This window comes from Citrobacter sp. Igbk 17 (assembly GCF_028069775.1).
Lineage (GTDB): Bacteria > Pseudomonadota > Gammaproteobacteria > Enterobacterales > Enterobacteriaceae > Citrobacter.
Genome location: NZ_JANEWI010000031.1, coordinates 26762 through 45659, shown reverse-complemented (window position 1 = coordinate 45659; position 18898 = coordinate 26762). Strand labels below are relative to the sequence as shown.

Annotated in this window: 18 protein-coding genes; 8 read left to right on the top strand and 10 right to left on the bottom strand. The window is 52.5% G+C overall.

The window, feature by feature from the left end; genetic code table 11:
• Positions 1–3: 3 nt before the first annotated feature.
• The 3 genes from chbC to osmE all read right to left on the bottom strand — a co-directional run bounded on the left by chbC (position 4) and on the right by osmE (position 2410).
• Entirely contained in the window at positions 4–1362 is a 1359-nt protein-coding gene (chbC, locus tag NNO08_RS17360; protein ID WP_040233680.1) for a PTS N,N'-diacetylchitobiose transporter subunit IIC, read from the bottom strand.
• Between the two features lie 87 nt (positions 1363–1449).
• Entirely contained in the window at positions 1450–1770 is a 321-nt protein-coding gene (gene chbB, locus NNO08_RS17355) for a PTS N,N'-diacetylchitobiose transporter subunit IIB (RefSeq protein WP_003832547.1), read from the bottom strand.
• Between the two features lie 301 nt (positions 1771–2071).
• Complete coding sequence (osmE, locus tag NNO08_RS17350) at positions 2072–2410, bottom strand: osmotically-inducible lipoprotein OsmE (RefSeq protein WP_202038822.1); 339 nt, start codon at positions 2408–2410, stop codon at positions 2072–2074.
• Positions 2411–2620: 210 nt separating this feature from the next.
• On the opposite strand from osmE, the gene nadE reads away from it, so the two are divergent.
• Complete coding sequence (nadE, locus tag NNO08_RS17345; protein ID WP_202038823.1) at positions 2621–3451, top strand: ammonia-dependent NAD(+) synthetase; 831 nt, start codon at positions 2621–2623, stop codon at positions 3449–3451.
• A gap of 57 nt (positions 3452–3508) precedes the next feature.
• Here the strand turns inward: nadE and ves are convergent, their stop codons facing one another.
• From ves to astC, 7 genes are all read right to left on the bottom strand, one after another.
• The gene (gene ves, locus NNO08_RS17340; protein ID WP_048211887.1) at positions 3509–4084 is read right to left on the bottom strand and encodes an environmental stress-induced protein Ves; all 576 of its coding nucleotides are present in this window, start codon (positions 4082–4084) and stop codon (positions 3509–3511) included.
• Positions 4085–4436: 352 nt separating this feature from the next.
• Positions 4437–4922 carry an ATP-independent periplasmic protein-refolding chaperone Spy gene (spy, locus tag NNO08_RS17335; protein WP_271457183.1) on the bottom strand — a complete coding sequence of 162 codons (486 nt, stop codon included), beginning with the start codon at positions 4920–4922 and terminating at the stop codon, positions 4437–4439.
• A 348-nt stretch (positions 4923–5270) separates the two neighbouring features.
• Positions 5271–6236: a succinylglutamate desuccinylase gene (astE, locus tag NNO08_RS17330; protein ID WP_271457182.1), complete on the bottom strand. Its 966-nt coding sequence runs from the start codon at positions 6234–6236 to the stop codon at positions 5271–5273.
• Positions 6229–7572, bottom strand: a complete 1344-nt coding sequence (gene astB / locus NNO08_RS17325) for an N-succinylarginine dihydrolase (RefSeq protein WP_271457181.1) — start codon at positions 7570–7572, stop codon at positions 6229–6231. Before astB ends, astE begins: the two co-directional genes overlap by 8 nt.
• A complete protein-coding gene (gene astD / locus NNO08_RS17320; protein ID WP_271457180.1) occupies positions 7569–9047 on the bottom strand; it encodes a succinylglutamate-semialdehyde dehydrogenase in 1479 nt (492 codons plus the stop codon). Before astD ends, astB begins: the two co-directional genes overlap by 4 nt.
• Positions 9044–10078 carry an arginine N-succinyltransferase gene (gene astA, locus NNO08_RS17315; protein ID WP_271441134.1) on the bottom strand — a complete coding sequence of 345 codons (1035 nt, stop codon included), beginning with the start codon at positions 10076–10078 and terminating at the stop codon, positions 9044–9046. Before astA ends, astD begins: the two co-directional genes overlap by 4 nt.
• A complete protein-coding gene (astC, locus tag NNO08_RS17310; RefSeq protein WP_271457179.1) occupies positions 10075–11295 on the bottom strand; it encodes a succinylornithine/acetylornithine transaminase in 1221 nt (406 codons plus the stop codon). The genes astA and astC overlap by 4 nt, the downstream gene beginning before the upstream one ends.
• Before the next feature lie 444 nt (positions 11296–11739).
• Here astC and xthA point away from each other — a divergent pair, with 444 nt between their 5' ends.
• The 7 genes from xthA to NNO08_RS17275 all read left to right on the top strand — a co-directional run bounded on the left by xthA (position 11740) and on the right by NNO08_RS17275 (position 18865).
• Positions 11740–12546 carry an exodeoxyribonuclease III gene (gene xthA, locus NNO08_RS17305; protein ID WP_116360166.1) on the top strand — a complete coding sequence of 269 codons (807 nt, stop codon included), beginning with the start codon at positions 11740–11742 and terminating at the stop codon, positions 12544–12546.
• A gap of 220 nt (positions 12547–12766) precedes the next feature.
• Entirely contained in the window at positions 12767–13426 is a 660-nt protein-coding gene (locus tag NNO08_RS17300; protein WP_271457192.1) for a TVP38/TMEM64 family protein, read from the top strand.
• 5 nt (positions 13427–13431) lie between these two features.
• Positions 13432–14133, top strand: coding sequence for a TVP38/TMEM64 family protein (locus NNO08_RS17295; protein ID WP_442870786.1), 702 nt, complete (start codon positions 13432–13434; stop codon positions 14131–14133).
• A gap of 26 nt (positions 14134–14159) precedes the next feature.
• A complete protein-coding gene (locus tag NNO08_RS17290) occupies positions 14160–15329 on the top strand; it encodes an ABC transporter substrate-binding protein (protein WP_271457178.1) in 1170 nt (389 codons plus the stop codon).
• On the top strand, positions 15302–16837 hold the full coding sequence (locus NNO08_RS17285) for a thiamine ABC transporter permease (RefSeq protein WP_271457177.1): 1536 nt from the start codon (positions 15302–15304) through the stop codon (positions 16835–16837). The genes NNO08_RS17290 and NNO08_RS17285 overlap by 28 nt, the downstream gene beginning before the upstream one ends.
• Positions 16837–17469: an ATP-binding cassette domain-containing protein gene (locus NNO08_RS17280; protein ID WP_271457176.1), complete on the top strand. Its 633-nt coding sequence runs from the start codon at positions 16837–16839 to the stop codon at positions 17467–17469. The genes NNO08_RS17285 and NNO08_RS17280 overlap by 1 nt, the downstream gene beginning before the upstream one ends.
• A gap of 88 nt (positions 17470–17557) precedes the next feature.
• Positions 17558–18865 (top strand): sulfurtransferase, encoded by a 1308-nt coding sequence (locus NNO08_RS17275; protein ID WP_271441139.1) that lies wholly within the window; start codon positions 17558–17560, stop codon positions 18863–18865.
• The last annotated feature ends 33 nt before the right edge of the window (positions 18866–18898 follow it).

Here is an 18898-nt window from a genome sequence, read left to right as displayed (position 1 = left end):
AATTTAGAATTTCAATGCGTTAGCGATATCTTCTTCGCTTTCTTCTTTATCAATCACGTTCTGAGCTTTGTTGGCGACGACCACGAATGGCAGGTACACCAGCGTTGCGATACCAAGGTTAAACAACGCGACCAGCAGAGCAGCGACGCTACCGTTGGTGTTAAAGAATGCGCCCAACCCGGTTGGCATCGTCCACGGTGCAATGTTGGTAATCGGTGGAATAATGCCTGTGTAATACGCAGCCAGTGTAATCGCTGCCAGAATCGGCTGAACCAGGATGAATGGAATAAACATAACCGGGTTCATGATAATCGGCAGACCGAACAGAATGGGTTCGTTAATCTGGAACAGACCTGATGGCAGTGCCAGTTTTGCTACCTGACGATAATCAGCGCGACGAGAAGCCAGGAAGATAGCAATAATCAGACCCAACGTTGCCCCACTCCCTCCCAGGAAAATATAGGAGTCCAGCATCGGCTTCGCCCAGACGTGGAACGTCTTACCCGCTTCCAGTGCCGCGTCTACGGAACCAAACTGTTGGTAGATAGAGATGTTTTCCAGTGCCCAGGGGGTCATGATACCGCTGTCCAGTGCAGTCAGTGCCAAAGAACCGTGAATACCAAAGAACCACAACAGCGGAACAAAAATCACGTACGCCCAACCCACCACACTACCCAGTGACGCCAGCGGAGTTGAAATGGAATCCATGATGATCTGGTGGAAGTTCGTTCCCCAGGTGTTCAACGCCCAGGCGATGATCCCCATAATAGAGAGGATAATGAAGCCAGGAATCAGTGCGGAAAACGAGCGAGAAACAGAAGCCGGAACGCTATCAGGTAATTTAATAACCCAATTACGATGCACGACGAAGGTGAACATTTCCGCGACCACCAGGCCGATAATAATACCGGAAATAATGTTTGCACCGCCCAACCAGTTAGCACCCACGGCATAGGCTTCGCCCACGCTGTAAGGTGTGACTGTCATAAATGCGGCGACAGATAATAAACCAGCAGCCAGTGCATCGACTTTGCGTTCTTCTGCCAACGCCATACCGATAAAGAATGGCGCCATCAATGACATAATACCCAGCGTACCGTTATAGACGTTCCCACCGATGCCTTTTAAACTATTTAGCGTTTCAATAGTTGAAGCATCAAGTCGAATGCCCATGGAATAAAAAAACGACCCCTCCCCAAAGCTCAGGAAAACGTTATTGATTAACACAAACATAGCCCCTGCGAGGGTTAACGGCATTAAACGAATAAAACCGTTTTTGATTGCATTAACGTGTGGCTGCTTTCCAATTTTTACAGCAAAAGGAAGGAGTACCTTTTCAAGTGAAGCAATAGCGTTACTCATAGAAAAATACCCTTAAATACCGCAATTAACAATTGCGGTGAATGTTAATGAAATAACTCTTTGACGGGAAAATTTAAAATAAAATAATTAATTTGCTGCGGCTTTTTTAATTGCTGCAACTGCAGCCTTAAGCACGCCTAAACCATCGACTTTGCCATACAACAGCGAGTCAATCACTTCTACAGGTTTGTTAGGTAACAAACGCTGAATTTCGGGCAACATATAAGCAATCTGTGGACCTAATAACACAACATCAGCTACTGGGCCTTTTTCTCCGGCCAGCGTTTCGGGAAACGCTTCAATGATAACCGGCACTTCGTATTTTTCAGCCTGAGCACGCATCTTCGAGACTAACAAAGAAGTCGACATGCCCGCAGAACAAAACAGATAAATGTGTTTCTTTTCCATTAAAACGATCCTCATGTGCGATTATCTGTGTACCAGACACTCCGCAAGCCATAACCTGCATCCATGCTCTGGGTAACTTGCGTCAGCTAAATTACTTTTTTAGGTGGCTGAAATGAGTATACGGGATTGCATCAGCGGATGGTATTTCATTGACCAACTAAATTGTCTCTCCTTGACCTGTGGTTATGACACCCCTCACACTTCAGGCAAATAATTCGCGACAATAAATAAGATCGCGTGACACAAAAAAACCGGCACAGTGGCCGGTTCTGCAGAGTGCTCAGGCAATAAACAGATGCAACTACTTCGCAGACTGCGGGTCGGTGTCGTACTCCGCACAGGTCTGGTAGCCGGAATTAATCACGTGCCCAGTATCATCTAATGCAACAAAATAGGTCTCTGCTTTACCATCTCGTTGACCCAGGATGTAGGTCTGACATGTACCACGCGCATGGATCATGCTGACTTCAGATGACGGTTTGCCGGCAATCTGCGCCACTTGCGCCCGGCTCATCCCTTTCTTCACATCTTTCACCACGGGCTGCACAAATTGGTCTTTGGTACGATCGTAAGCCGTACACCCTGCCAGCATAGTCAATACCGCCGCTGCGCTCAGAATTCCTGTTAGATTCTTGTTCATATTCCGTCCTCTTGTTTTTCAGCGTGTTATATAAGCCTGGAGCACAACAACGCATTTTTCAAGCTGTCAGTGGATACTCGGGTCATTTCAGAAAATTCTATCAAAACAAAATGATGTTATATCCGGCTGCATCCCTTGTCGTTTGGGCGTCAACGCGTTAGCTTTAACACATCATTATTTTTGATCATTTCATTTTTTGGAGGGGGTTAAATGACTCTGCAGCAAGAGATAATCCGGGCACTTGGCGCCAAACCACACATTAATGCAGAAGAGGAAATTCGCCGCAGCGTGGATTTTCTGAAATCGTACCTCAAAACCTACCCTTTCCTTAAATCACTGGTGTTAGGGATTAGCGGTGGGCAGGACTCCACCCTGGCCGGAAAGTTATGCCAAATGGCGATTTCCGAGTTACGTGAAGAAACGGGTAACGATGCTTTGCAGTTTATTGCCGTGCGCCTGCCTTATGGTGTGCAGGCCGATGAACAGGACTGTCAGGACGCGATCGCGTTCATACAACCTGACCGTGTACTCACCGTCAACATCAAAGGCGCGGTATTGGCCAGCGAGCAGGCATTGCGGGAAGCAGGTATTGAACTGAGCGATTTTGTGCGCGGCAACGAAAAAGCCCGCGAGCGTATGAAGGCACAATACAGTATCGCCGGAATGACCAGCGGTGTTGTCGTGGGTACCGATCACGCCGCAGAAGCCATTACCGGATTCTTTACCAAGTATGGCGATGGCGGCACGGACATTAACCCAATATTTCGCCTCAACAAGCGTCAGGGTAAGCAGCTTCTTGCGGCATTAGGTTGCCCTGAACATTTATACAAGAAAGCGCCAACCGCCGACCTCGAAGACGATCGTCCTTCTCTGCCCGATGAAGCCGCATTAGGCGTTACCTACGACAACATTGACGATTATCTGGAAGGAAAAACGTTGGATGCCGACGTTGCGAAGAAAATTGAAGGCTGGTACGTGAAGACAGAACACAAACGCCGCCCACCGATTACGGTGTTTGACGACTTCTGGAAAAAAGCGTAATTCGCTGATTTACCCGTGCCGGATAACCACAAAAGGGCTTATCCGGCCCAAACGACGTCATTGCACCGAATCAGGCGAAAAACCAGGCTTCCAGTTAATCTCACTAAACAACAACTTCCCCTCACGCTCCAACAGTCGCAACGTATGCTTACCGTCATGCCAGCACGCCCCCTGGTCAGCCGTCAGCAACTTATCCCCCAGTTGCCAGGCTCCGCTAATCACAAATACCACGCCGCCACGCGAACCAAAGGTCGTAAACGTCCTGTCAGCCACACGAACTTTCGCCTGGCAAACATCCCGACGGGTCATGATATTAAAATCCATCGACATCTGCCCTTCCGTCAGCTTCGCTTTTACCACGCGGTCACCGGCGAAAGTAAAAGGCTGATGCTGTTTTAGCGTATGCGGTAGCGTGTTAGCGCCTTCCAGCGTGACTTCTCCCCCTTCGAGCAGCGTAATAACGCGCTCAACGCCGGGGAAGAGTGAAAATTCGCCGTTCGCAGCAATGGAGGCAATACTCGCCCGCCAGTGAAAGTCGCGCGTTGCTGGCGGAAAACAACATATTTCACGCGTTTCTCCCGCACCATTACGCCAGAGATTAACCGGCATTTTGCGGATATCAAAGTACTCCATCATCCCTCCAGAAAGGCACTGTGCGCCGACATGCCGTCATCAGGCAGCCAAATCATCATTGTTATCATTCACCCTGCTCGTTGTTATCGGCAGCAGAGTTGATTTGCCTTAGCGATGACCATGGCGTTTTGCAAAAAAGTTTAACGCGCTGATCCAGGTAGCATTTTCGCGGGCTTCAGGAGCATAACGTGTCCGAAGCGCTGTGCAAGAGGTAGGAAAGAAAAAACCGCCGATCCTGCCCACATCGTTAAACGTGTTGTGGACAAGGCCGGCGGTCTTGAGTTTTTTTTCACGCTGTGCGGGGCAATCTGCTCCGACACAACGTGAATGTTTGAGTATAGACGCCTACCGATTATTCAGCAGCCTGTGGCATTTTACCTTTCTGCGCTGCACGTTCTGTCAGACGCTTCTCAAAATTGGCATTAAACTGTTTTTTCTGTTCCGGGGTCAGAATGTTGTAGATTTTGTTCTGCGTTTCCATATGCGCCAGCATGTTAGCTTTGCGCTGTTCTTCCATCTTCGCAATCTGCGCTTCAGCCTTCGCTTTATCGAAGCTATCGCTGGCGATGATATCGTGCATTGCACGGCGTTCTTCCAGCGGAGGACGTTTCATCTGATCGCGCTGACCTTTCATGATGTCGCGGATCTGTTGTTTCTGTGCATCGGTCAGGTTCAGGTCTTTAAACATCATGTCATGATGCGGGGCAAACTTACCGTTGTGGTGCACCATCGGTTTGGCATCTGCCGGAGCGGCTGTGGTCGTGTCAGCGGCATGAGCCAGATTTGCAGCGCCCAGCGCCAGGGTAGAGGCAACAAACAGAGCAGTCAGTTTACGCATAATTTCTATCCTTCCTTTCAGTTATTCTTACGACATTCATGCGACTCTTATGCAATGTGATGTCGTGTTGACGGGATTAACTTTACCGGCTTAAGCGTCAATTAATCAGAGTAACGGTAAAACAATGAAAGTGTAAAAAACAAACTTCCATCAATTATGAAGAAAAAAAGAATAAATTGCGGAGAGTTGAAATAAAAAATTACAACAGGATGATTTTGAAAGGATTATGAAGAACTATACCTGAACTCTGGTTATTAAGAAAGCAACTTACCAGGAATAATCCGTAATAAATATAAACAGCACGCAAAAATAAGCCCTCAGAGATTAACCCAAGGGCGGATATATCTTTTACAACCTTTCCAGCATCAGTCCCGCACGTAAACCACAGGCCACATTGGGATTAGGAAAGAGAACATATTCAACGTCATGGGTGACGATAAAACGTTCATCACCATCCTGAGCCAGTACGGTTCCCTCTTTAAATGCGGTAAAGTTAAGTGTCTGGTTGTCCATGTAGAGAATGAAATCGTCGCTGCGCCGTGTAATTTGCGCTACCACGCGATAACGTAACGGCGGCGTCTCAGCTGCCGCTGCGGGTCTGCCTGTCAACAACATTGCCAGCGCCTGCGCAGTGTGAGCAAACTGTGACAGGTTGTTTTGCCCAAACGGCAGCGCCTTGCCCAGCTCCAGCGTGCAGGCCAGCGCGCCAAAATGCTCCCCACTAAAATGGGTAAACGTTCCGCCTGGTGCCTGGTGGAAAACCAGAGCCTCCAGCCCCGCATCCCCCAGCCAGTGAAGGAACGCCTCATCCCATGCCACATCACGCTGCGGTAGCACGCCAAAACGCAAATGATGTGACCCGCGAATAGCCGTGTGGAGATCGAGATGCCAGCGAACAGGTGCCTTTGCCCGCGCGTAAAAATCTTCCAGACACAGTTCAAGCTCGCGGGCACGCCGTGTTTCACCACTCTCATCGAAGAGTTGCCAGCGGCCACCAAACATACGGTTCAGATCGCTATGACAATAGCGTTTGCCCGCAGCTAACGCCTGCGGATTGCCCAGGATCACCAATAGCCGCCATGTCAGCGGCAGCTTGCCGCTAAACACCCCGGACAGCAATGTATCCAGTATTTCGACTGGTGCGGTTTCGTTACCATGAATGCCCGCAGACAAAACCAGCGAACGCTCAACCGGAACAACCGGCGTCAGTTCCAGCATGCCATGTCCAATCCATTGCCAGTCAAAACCGTGAGCTTTCCCCCGGGAGGTATCTGGCGAGTCCCCCGCAAGCGTCAGCGCAAGGAAATTATCCATGACGTGTACGCTCCTGCTGGAAGGGATACACCGAACCGAGCTTGAGTAATTGTGTCAACGTATCCAATGCTTCACGCCCTTCGCGCAGCAACTGCGGGTCAGCAAGATCGGCTGCGGTAAGGCGATCGCGATAGTAACGATCAACCCAGTTATTCAGCGTGTTAAACAGCACATCATTCATGAGAACCGCCGGGTTCACCGCCTGTTGCTCCTGTGGGGTTAACACGACCCGAAGGCGCAGACACGCCGGGCCACCACCGTTGGACATGCTTTCGCGCAGATCGAATACCCGTAGATCGTCAATCGGGTTGTCATCTTCAAGCAGATGGTTTAAATAATGCCATACCCCTGCATGCTCCCGGCATTCCTGCGGCAAGACCAACATCATTGAACCGTCATCACGACTGAGTAGCTGGCTGTTAAACAGATACGTTGCCACAGCATCCTGCACTGACACTTCCGCCAGGGGAACTTCCAGCGCCGTAAATCCCGCCACCTGGCTACGTAACTGCTCTAACAACGCCTGCTGGTTGGCAAACGCCAATTCATGACAAAACAGCACCTGACGATTTGATACCGCAATAACATCGTTATGAAACACACCAAGATCGATAACATCCGGGTTTTGCTGAGCAAAGATAATCTGCTTAGGGTTCACGTGATTCAGGCGCGCAACAGCTTCGCTGGCCTCACGTGATTGCCTCGCCGGATAACGCTTCGGCTGCGCGCCGTTGCCCTCTTCACGACCATAGACAAACACCTGCACGCCGGGATCACCATAATCACCGCCGAGGCGGTTATGGTTAGCCGCACCTTCATCACCCAGTAACGCAACTTGTGGCAATGCACTATGGATCGTAAAGCGGCTCTCATCACGGAAGATCGCGTTTAACAACGCTTCAGTGGTCGAAGCCTCCAGCGAACGGTGAAACTTGTTATTCAGGTTGGCGACGGTCAGATGCACTTTCCCGTCCAGCGAATCTGCCGAAGGACAGACCGTGGCCGCATTCGCCACCCACATCGGCGAAGCGGAACTGGCACTGGAGAGCCAGTGAGGTGCCTGCCGTGCCACCTTTTCCAGCACCTGTTCATCACTGCCGCTAAATCCCAACTGGCGCAGCACGGGAATATAGGGACGCTCGTGAGGTGGGATCACCGCCTGCGGGAATCCGGCATCGGCCAACGCCTTCATCTTCAACAGGCCCTGTTTCGCCGCCAGACGGGGATTCGACACCTGGAAACGGTGCCGGGTTGAGGCCTCATTACCAAATGACAGCCCCGCATAATGGTGAGTCAGTCCCACCAGGCCGTCGAAATTTACTTCACGCGCTTTCATGGCTTATCCTCGCGTGAAAAATCGAGTCCTGGGCTAAGCGCTGTCGGCAGCGTCAGGGTCGGAGATTCCAGGCTCGCCATCGGCCAGGCGCAATAATCTGCGGCATACCACGCACTGGCGCGATGGTTGCCTGAAGCACCAATCCCACCGAACGGCGCGGTGCTTGCCGCCCCGGTTAGCGGCTTATTCCAGTTGACGATGCCCGCACGAGCTTCCAGTAGCAATTGGTCAAACTGATTGCGATCCGGCGAAACCAGCCCGCACGACAAACCAAAGCGGGTATTGTTGGCCATGCGAATCGCATCATCAAAGCTGTCATAACGCCAGACACCGAGCAGCGGGCCGAAGACCTCTTCATCCGCGACATTCGCCACGCCGGTCAGTTCAATTATGCCGGGAGTCAACAGTGAAGTCCCCGCGCATACCTGCCGTGGTGCCAGTAGGGTTCGCCCTCCCTGCGCTGCAAGGCGTTGCCAGGCGTCACAAACATGTTGCGCCGCCTGTTCAGAAATAAGCCCACCAATAAACGGTTGCGGTTGTGCATCCCAGTTGTCCGGTATTAAACGCTGACAGACATCCACCAGCCGCGCCAGAAACACATCGCCCTGCGCCCCTTTTTTAACCAGCAGACGACGGGCACAGGTACACCGTTGCCCGGCTGTAACAAACGCTGATTGAATAGTCAGATGTACCGCCGCATCAATATCTTCGGAGTTCTCGATAATCAGCGGGTTGTTCCCGCCCATCTCCAGCGCGAGGATCTTTTCCGGCTGGCCAGATAGCTGACGATGCAGCTGATAACCCGTATTTGCGCTACCGGTAAACAACAGACCATCAAGGTCCTCCAGCGCACTCAGTGCCTGTCCTGTTTCACGCCCCCCCTGAACCAGGTTCAATACGCCCGGCGGTAATCCCGCCTGTTCCCACAGTTTGATCACCGCCTCACCGGTCCACGGCGTCAGCTCGCTGGGCTTGAAAATCAGCGTATTGCCAGCCAACAACGCCGGAACGATATGACCATTAGGTAAATGACCGGGGAAGTTATACGGGCCAAACACGGCCAGCACACCGTGTGGGCGATGACGTAACGTCGCTGCGCCATCTGGCAGCGCGTTATGCTGTTCTCCGGTACGGGTGTGATACGCCTTCACTGAGATGGCAATTTTATTGATCATCGCCGTCAGTTCGGTTGCAGCTTCCCAACGCGGCTTGCCGGTTTCCCGTGCAATGATCGCCGTCAGTTCTGCTTTATTACTCTCCAGCAGCGTCGCGAATTTCTCGACAATGTCCTGGCGGGCAGCAAAAGCCTGTTTTGCCCAGCCCGGAAAGGCAGCCCGCGCCGCCTGGCATGCCAGTGCTACCTGAGTCGCATCGGCATCATTGCCTTGCCACAGCACATCCCCGCTCACCGGGTTCGTTTTCACCCGACGTGCGCCCAACCCGGTCACCCAGTCGCCGTTTATCCATAATGTCATGCTGCTTTCTCCTCTGCACAAAGACGCACAAAACGTACATGGTCACCCGCGTGGCATTTCAGGGCGTCCAGTTGCGCTGCCGTCAGTACCAGTCGCTGGGTATTCGGATCGGCACGCACTAACATGACGCGGAAGTTTTGGTAATTTTCATTAGCCACCAGGCAGGCAGGAAATTCGCCCAGTGCAGGCTGACCTTCAGCCACTTCCACCAGTCGACTTTTGCGGATAGCACGTACCCGGTCGATATCGCATTCCAGCGTCGGCCCGCCGTCGAAAATATCGATGTAGTTGCGGTAGCGAAACCCTTCTTTCTCCAGCACCGCACGGGCTGGCGCCGTTTGCGGATGCACTTCGCCAATCACGCTTTGCGCTTCTTCCGACAGGAAGTGGGTATATATAGGATGTTTAGGCATCAGCTCTGCAATAAACGCTTTTTGTCCGGTGCCACAGAGAAAATCTGCGCGGCTGAATTCCATCGAGAAAAAGCGCTTGCCAAGGCTTTGCCAGAATGGTGAATAACCGTGTTCATCAATGACACCCCGCATCTCTGCAACGACTTTTTCGTTAAAACGGTCACGAAACGCCGCCATAAACATAAAGCGCGACTTCGACAGCAAATAGCCGTTACCTTCTTTACGCCAGTCCGGATCGAGAAACAGGGTGCAAAGCTCACTACTTCCGGTGTGATCATTACTGAGAAACAGCGTCGGCAATGCGTTATAGACATTCAACTCTTTCGAAGCATGAACCAGCGTGCCAACACGGTAGTTGTACCAGGGATCGTTAAGCCCTACCGCCACTTCAATCGCACAAATCCCCGCCACGGTTCCGGTGGCACTGTCTTCCAATACAAAAACGTAGCCCTGCTCGCTTTTAGGCAACTCGCCACGCCAGGTTTTCAACGAACGATCAATACGCGCCGCCAGCGTGGCTTCATTTGCGGGCAATGACGTCAACCCACCGCCGGTCTTACTGGCAAGCTGCATTAACGCGGTGATATCCGCGTGTTCAATAGGACGGATCACCATCATGATGAACCTCCTGCTTTAATGCGTTCGCATGCCAGCGCAAAACGATCGAGTCCGGTTGCCACCTCTTCCTGGCTGACATTTAGCGCAGGCGCAAAACGCACCACGTTACCGCCGGCAATCAACACCATGACGCCTGCATTGGCCGCTTCCTGGGAGATCTGTTTCGCTTTTCCGGCAAATTCCGCATTCAACACACAACCAATCAGCAGCCCAAGGCCACGGATTTCACTAAACAATCCAAAACGTTCGTTAATAGCGTTAATACGCTCCACAAACCAGTCATGGCGCTGTTTCACACCATTGAGGACTTCCGGCGTGTTAACAATTTCCAGCAACTTACCCGCTACGGCAGTGGCTAATGGGTTTCCGCCGTAAGTTGTGCCGTGAGTGCCCACGGTCATCACGCTGCTGCAACGTTCTGTGGTCAATAACGCGCCAATAGGGAATCCACCACCAAGCGCTTTGGCCGTCGTCAGCAGGTCTGGTGTCACACCGTAGTGCATATAGGCATACAGTTCGCCGGTACGCCCGACGCCAGTCTGTACCTCATCAAAAATCAACAGCGCATTATGCCGATCGCATAATTCACGCAGCCCCTGTAAAAACGCGGTGGTTGCCGGCACGACGCCACCTTCCCCCTGCACTGGCTCCACAATAACCGCACAGGTGGTGTCATCAATCAATTGGCTGGCGGAGTCAAGATCGTTATACACCGCATGACGGATATCCGGCGGCAGTGGTGCGAAATCCTGTGAATAGGCTGGCTGCCCCCCGGCACTGACGGTAAACAGCGTGCGACCGTGGAAGGCGTTTTTAAATGCCACAATGCCGCTTTTTTGGCTGCCAAACCGATCGTGGGCAAATTTACGCGCCAGTTTTAGTGCGGCTTCGTTAGCCTCTGCGCCGGAGTTGCAGAAGAAAACACGCTCGGCAAACGTCGCGTCGATAAGCGTCTTCGCCAGACGTAATACCGGTTCGTTAGTGTAACCGTTGCCGGTATGCCAGAATTTGCTGGCCTGGTCGTTTAATGCCTCACGCAATGCCGGATGCGCATGTCCCAGTGCGTTAACCGCAATGCCTCCCGCGAAATCGATATACTCTTTACCCTGTTGATCCCACAGACGTGAACCTTCACCACGCACCGGAATAAAAGGCGCTGGGGCATAGACAGGCATCATCCATTCATCAAAATTTTCACGCGTAACTGACAGAGACATAGCGACCTCAACGGTAAATAAAAGGTTATTTATATGTTAATAAATATAGTGTTTGCGGTGTAAATGTAGATTGCAGGGTTCGTGCCAGCCAGCGAAAAAAGTGCATAAACGGAGTCGTTAAACGGAATATCAACAAGTTACAACACAACGATATTCACCATCCGTGCATATAAAGTGAATATGTTTGCGTATCAGAGGACTAAATAGAGGAAAAACCGCAATTTTATTCAGTCGCCAAATATAATTCTGGAATTGTGATCGTATACGAAATTTATCGGAAATTATTGCCCCATAGCGACGCGCTTCGCGCCAAAACGGTGCAGTTTTTGCTCCATCGTTAACACCATTAGCAATCATTGTTGGAATCAGGTGACAAGAAGCAGTCAGTTCGTGGAAATTCTGCTACCATCCTTGCACTATTCATCTTACAAAGTGGCAGCGACTATGAAATTTGTCTCTTTTAATATCAACGGCCTGCGTGCCCGTCCTCATCAACTGGCAGCCATTGTCGAAAAACACCAACCGGATGTTATTGGCTTACAGGAGACAAAAGTTCACGACGATATGTTCCCTCTCGAAGAGGTAGCAAAATTGGGCTACAACGTTTTCTATCACGGTCAGAAAGGCCATTACGGTGTGGCACTGTTAACCAAAGAAACACCGATTGCAGTGCGCCGTGGTTTCCCGAATGATGACGAAGAGGCTCAGCGCCGTATCATTATGGCGGAGATCCCGTCTCCGCTTGGCAACATCACCGTCATCAACGGCTACTTCCCACAGGGCGAAAGCCGCGACCATGAAACTAAATTCCCGGCAAAAGCGGCGTTCTATCAGAACTTACAAAACTATCTTGAGACGGAGCTGAAACGCGATAATCCGGTGCTGATCATGGGTGATATGAATATCAGCCCAACCGACCTGGATATCGGCATCGGCGAAGAGAATCGCAAACGCTGGTTGCGTACCGGGAAATGTTCCTTCCTGCCGGAAGAACGCGAGTGGATGGAACGTCTGTTAGGTTGGGGACTGGTGGACACCTATCGTCACGCGCATCCTGATAAAAACGACCAGTTTTCGTGGTTTGATTACCGCTCGAAAGGCTTCGACGATAACCGTGGTCTGCGTATTGACCTGCTGCTGGCAAGCAATCCGCTGGCGGAACGTTGCGAAGAAACGGGTATCGACTATGAGATCCGCAGCATGGAAAAACCGTCCGACCACGCGCCAGTGTGGGCAAAATTCCGCGTCTAATCATCAGCATTTTTTCGCTCTCCGGGCCTCGCCTGGAGAGTCAGTATATTCTGTGCAAAATCAATAAAGCGACGGTAATACATTGTTGCGAGCCGGATTTTAATATATCTTCGCGCGCACTTTTCGCTGGTGAAAGCGCTTCATCACCCACGGATTTACAGGAGACCCCCCATGAAAAAGAAGTTCGCATAAGGCAGAATACCGACTGCTGATTGTGGCAGTGCTATTCTGCGCCCTGGCTGGGGTTTTCCACTATTTTGGTCTGTCTGACCTGATAACCAATCTCCATCATTTACAAGATGTCATCCGCCAAAGCGGGCTGTTCGGCTACGCGCTTTATATTCTGCTCTTTATCGTCGCGGCGCTGTGCCTGATACCAGGCAGCATTCTGGTGATTGTCGGCGGTATCCTTTTCGGCCCACTGGTTGGCACGCTCATCTCTTTACTGGCAGCAACCGTTGCCTCGGCATTGTCATTTTTACTGGCACGCTGGCTTGGGCGGGAACTATTACTGAAACACGTCGGGCATACGGCGACGTTTCAGGCGATCGAAAAAGGGATTGCCCATAGCGGTATCGACTTTCTGATCCTGACCCGTCTCGTCCCCCTGTTTCCTTATAATATTCAAAACTATGCTTACGGACTGACGGCCATTCCGTTCTGGTCATTTACTCTGATTTCAGCTGTCACCACGTTACCTGGTATCTTTATCTATACGCTGATGTCACACGAACTCGCCAGTGAAGGCATCACCTGGGCGTTTATCGTTAAACTCAGTGTTGCAGGCTTTGCCTTGTTTGCCTTCGTGCAGGCGGCAAAAGCCTGGGCCCGATATAAACATGTCGACCCCTCTGCAAATCGAGAGCTTGCCGGTAAATGAGAACGCTGAATAAGACACAGTTCAGAAAGTGTTGCCGGGCTGGGTTCATTGCCCTGTTGGTAGTCGCGTTAATGGCGTGGGCATGGCTGCCCGACGTGAGAGACTTTCTCACACAGAGCCTGACTGCGTTTACCACGCTTGATCAGCATGCTCTTGAAAATTTCATTCGTTCCTGGGGTCCCCAGGCCGCGGTCGTATCGTTCTTCCTGATGATTTTACAGGCGATCATCGCCCCACTTCCCGCCTTCCTGATCACCTTTGCGAATGCCTCATTGTTTGGCGCATTCTGGGGAGGTGTTCTCTCCTGGACCAGTGCGATGGCGGGGGCAGCACTCTGCTTTTTTATCGCCCGGGTGTTCGGCCGCAGCACAGTAGAAAGATTAACCGGTAAAACGGTGTTGAAAAATATGGACGCCTTTTTTGAGCGCTACGGTAAACACGCCATTCTGGTCTGCCGCCTGTTACCTTTCGTTCCATTCGATCCGGTCAGTTACGCCGCTGGCCTGACGTCCATCCGCTTTCGTCATTTTTTCATCGCCACCGGTCTTGGCCAGTTACCTGCCACTATCGTTTACTCATGGGCTGGTAGCCTGCTGACCGGCGGCACATATTGGTTCGTGACCGGGCTGTTTATTCTGTTTGCCCTGAGTGTCGTGATTTCAGTGGCAAGAGGCCTTTATCTTGAGCGGCACAGGAAGCGTTCCTGAAGCCTCCATAAACGACTGGAGATACTATGCGTTACTGTTTATTGTGCCTGAGTTTGCTGTTCTCTCCGCTGGCGACCTTTGCGCAGAGTGATAACTGGCAGCACATCAAAAACGACGCCCGGGGTCAGACGGTGTGGTTTAACGCCTGGGGAGGCGATAACGCCGTTAATCAGTATCTCGACTGGGTTAGCGGTGAGATGAAAACACACTATGCCATTAACCTGAAAATTGTCCGTCTGGCGGATGCCGCCGATGCTGTAAAACGCATCCAAACCGAAGCGGCATCAGGGCGTAAAACAGGCGGTTCGGTTGATCTCCTGTGGGTCAATGGTGAGAATTTTCGCACGCTGAAAGACGCTGGCCTGCTGCAAACGCAGTGGGCGCAAATGCTGCCCAACTGGCGCTACGTGGATACCCAACAACCGGTGACTGAAGACTTCGCCATTCCAACTGAAGGTGCTGAATCTCCGTGGGGTAGCGCGCAGTTAACCTTTATCGCCAATCGGGATATCACAGAACACCCCCCTCGCTCTGCGCAGGCACTGCTGGAGTTTGCGCGAGCGCATCCCGGCACGGTGACCTATCCGCGCCCACCCGACTTTACCGGTACCGCTTTTCTCGAACAGTTGCTGATTACGCTCACTGCAAAACCACAAGCACTGAAAAGTGCTCCCGATGCAGCCACGTTCGCCGAGGTTACCGCCCCCTTGTGGCAGTATCTTGACGCTTTACATCCCGTACTGTGGCGCGAAGGGAAAGACTTTCCCCCTACGCCTGCGCGGATGGATGCCCTGCTGAATAGCGGCACGCTGCGGATATCGTTAACCTTTAACCCCGCGCATGCACAGCAAAAAATCGCTCGCGGCGAGTTACCGAAAAATAGCTATAGTTTTGGCTTCTCTCAGGGCATGCTGGGCAATGTGCATTTTGTCACCATTCCCGCTAATGCGCGTGCCAGTGCCGGGGCGAAAGTGGTGGCTAACTTCCTGCTCTCGCCTGAAGCGCAGCTCCGCAAAGCTGACCCCACCTTTTGGGGCGATCCTTCAGTGCTTGACCCCAAAAAATTACCAGCCGAACAGCGGGAGGCGCTACTGGCTCGAATCCCGAAAGGACTCCCCGCTGTCCTGCCTGAGCCACACGCAGCCTGGGTAAATGCACTGGAACAAGAATGGCTACGCCGTTACGGTACGCATTAATTCTGCTGCTCTGGGCCTTCATGACGGCAATCTATTTGCCGCTGGTCCCTGCGGCTTTTACGCTAATTGCGCCAGCGCTTTCCCTTGCACACTGGCTGGCGCTGTTTGCCGATCCCCAACTCCTGCAAGCGTTACTGGCGACACTGGTTTCTGTCACGCTGGCAGCCATTGGCGCGCTCAGTATCGCCCTGCTGACCGTTCTTGCATTCTGGCCCGGCGCCAGATGGGTGCGGCTTTGTACTCACCTCCCCTGGCTGCTGGCGGTTCCGCACGTTGCCTTTGCCACCAGCACGCTGTTACTTTTTGCCGAAGGCGGCATGCTCTACCGTCTATTGCCGTTTCTCAGCCCACTATTGGACCGCTACGGTGTGGGTCTGGGCATCACATTGGCGGTGAAAGAAAGCGCTTTCTTGCTCTGGATCCTTTCCGCTTTATTGAGTGACAAGCAGTTGTCGCAACAGGTCATCGTGCTGGACTCACTGGGTTACAACCGGTTGCAGTGTCTGAACTGGCTGGTATTGCCCTCTATCGCGCCAGCGCTAGGGAAAGTTATGCTGGCGATTGTCGCGTGGTCGCTCTCCGTCGTGGATGTCGCGATCGTCCTTGGGCCCGGCAACCCGCCAACACTCGCAGTGTTGAGCTGGCAATGGTTAAGTCAGGGCGACGCCGACCAGCAGACAAAAGGCGCTCTCGCCAGTTTGCTGCTGGTGCTGTTACTGGTCATTTTTGCGCTGGCGGGCTATCTGCTCTGGCGCGGCTGGCGGCGCACAATTCCGGCAATCAGCGGTGTACGCCTGCATTTTTCATCCTGTACAGCCGGACGCTCGCTGATACAGCTTCTGCCCCTCAGCGGCATTGTGTGCGCAGTCGTTTTGCTCCTGATGGCAGAATACTCATCGCTGAACCGAGATGCGCTGATCAATAGCCTGCTAATGGGGCTTCTGGCCAGTACGCTTGCGCTAGCCACGCTGTTGATATGGCTGGAATGGGGGCCACAAACCGGGCACCGTTGGGTCTGGTTGCCCATTATCTTACCCGCGTTACCGCTGGTCACCGGGCAATATACGCTGGCGCTATATGCCCAACAGGATGGCCAGTTCATCACGGTGGTCTGGGGGCATTTATTGTGGGTAACACCGTGGATGCTGTTTGTGCTTAAGCCTGCATGGCAGCGTATTGACTCGCGCCTTATTGTGATTGCGCAAACGCTGGGCTGGACACAAAACCGCATCTTCTGGCAGGTAAAATGCCCGTTGATTCTGCGCCCGGCACTGATTGCTTTCGCCGTAGGATTTTCGGTGAGTATTGCCCAGTACATGCCAACATTATGGTTGGGCGCAGGTCGTTATCCCACACTCACGACCGAAGCCGTAGCATTAAGCAGCGGTGGCAGCACCGCTATTCTGGCGGCACAGGCGCTATGGCAATTGCTGTTACCGTTGGTTGTTTTCGCACTCGCAGCCTCGCTTTCCGCCTGGGTTGGCCGCTTTCGACAAGGACTCCGCTAATGCTCATAGTGAAAGATGTTTCCCTGTACCTGGGTTCAACACCCCTGCTGACAGGCGTCAACCTTCAGGTCAATAAAGGTGACATCGTCACTATTATGGGGCCTTCGGGTAGCGGCAAGTCTTCACTATTTTCGTGGATGATTGGTGCGCTCCCCGATCAATTTCGTGCCTCCGGTCAACTATGGCTCAATGAACGGCGCATTGACACATTACCTACCGCACAGCGCCAGATTGGTATTCTGTTCCAGGATGCCCTGCTGTTTGATCATTTCAGTGTTGGGCAAAATTTATCACTGGCACTACCCGCTGACCTGAAAGGTACGGCGAGACGCGATGAAGTGGAACATGCCCTTGAGCGCGCGGACCTGGCAGGCTTTTATCACCGCGACCCGGCATCGCTGTCCGGAGGGCAACGCTCACGCATCGCCCTGCTTCGCGCCTTGCTGGCACAACCGCAGGCTTTGCTGCTGGATGAACCCTTCAGTCGCCTGGATGCGTCACTGCGGGATACGTTTCGCCTGTGGGTTTTCACCGAAGTGCGGAAGTTGGGGATACCTGTGGTGCAAGTCACCCACGATACGCAAGACGTCCCCCCGGCAGGCCGTGTAGTACAAATGGATTCCTGGGCGTGAATGTGGCGTTATGCTGCGTTAACGCAAGGATTTTACTTAACCGGCGGCACACAATGTCGTCCTCTTTTTTTCAACGTCGGGCTATTCGATGAAACGTGTTTCTCAAATGACCGCGCTGGCACTGGCTTTAGGGCTCGCTTGCGCTTCTTCCTGGGCTGCTGAAACAGCACAGACGCTTACCCTCAACCAATTACAGCAAAAACAAGGCGCGGCAATCGATACCCGTCAGAGCGCTTTTTATAATGGCTGGCCTCAGTCGCTCAATGGCCCTTCCGGGCACGAACCCTCCGCACTGAATCTGTCTGCCGCCTGGCTCGACAAGATGAACGATGAACAACTTAGCGCCTGGGTTCAGGCACATCAGTTAAAAACCGATGTGCCAGTGGCACTGTATGGCAACGACAGCGATGTGAAAGCCGTCAAAAACCGCCTGCAAAAAGTGGGTTTTAACCATATTTCGACCCTTAGCGATGCGCTACAGGACCCTGCACGCTTGCAGCGCCTGCCGCACTTCGAACAGTTGGTCTACCCACAATGGCTGCACGATCTTCAGCAAGGTAAAGACGTTACCGCAAAACCGGCTGGTGACTGGAAAGTCATTGAAGCGGCCTGGGGTGCGCCAAAATTTTATCTGCTGAGCCATATTCCGGGTGCGGGATACATTGACACTAACGAAGTGGAAAGCGAACCGCTGTGGAATAAAGTCTCCGACGAACAGCTAAAAGCGATGCTGGCTAAACACGGTATCCGCCACGACACCACGGTCATTTTGTATGGCCGCGATGTGTACGCCGCTGCACGCGTGGCGCAAATCATGCTGTATGCGGGTGTAAAAGATGTGCGCCTGCTCGACGGTGGCTGGCAAACCTGGTCCGACGCAGGTTTACCCGTCGAACGCGGCACCCCGCCGACGGTCAAACCAGAACCGGATTTTGGCGTCACGATCCCCGCCCAACCACAATTGATGCTGGATATGACACAGGCTCGCGGCTTGCTGCATCGCCAGGATGCGTCACTGGTCAGCATCCGTTCATGGCCAGAGTTTATCGGTACCACCAGTGGATACAGCTACATCAAGCCAAAAGGTGAAATCGCTGGCGCTCGTTGGGGCCATGCGGGAAGTGACTCCACCCACATGGAAGATTTCCATAATCCGGATGGCACGATGCGCAGTGCAGACGACATCGCCGCAATGTGGAAGCAATGGAACATTCTGCCGGATCAGCAGGTCTCTTTCTATTGCGGTACCGGTTGGCGCGCCTCTGAAACCTTTATGTACGCCCGCGCAATGGGCTGGCAAAACGTGTCGGTCTATGATGGCGGTTGGTATGAGTGGAGCAGCGATCCGAAGAACCCGGTAGCCAGCGGTGAACGTGGTCCGGACAGCAGCAAGTAAGATTGGCATGATTGCCGGATAAGCGTATCCGGC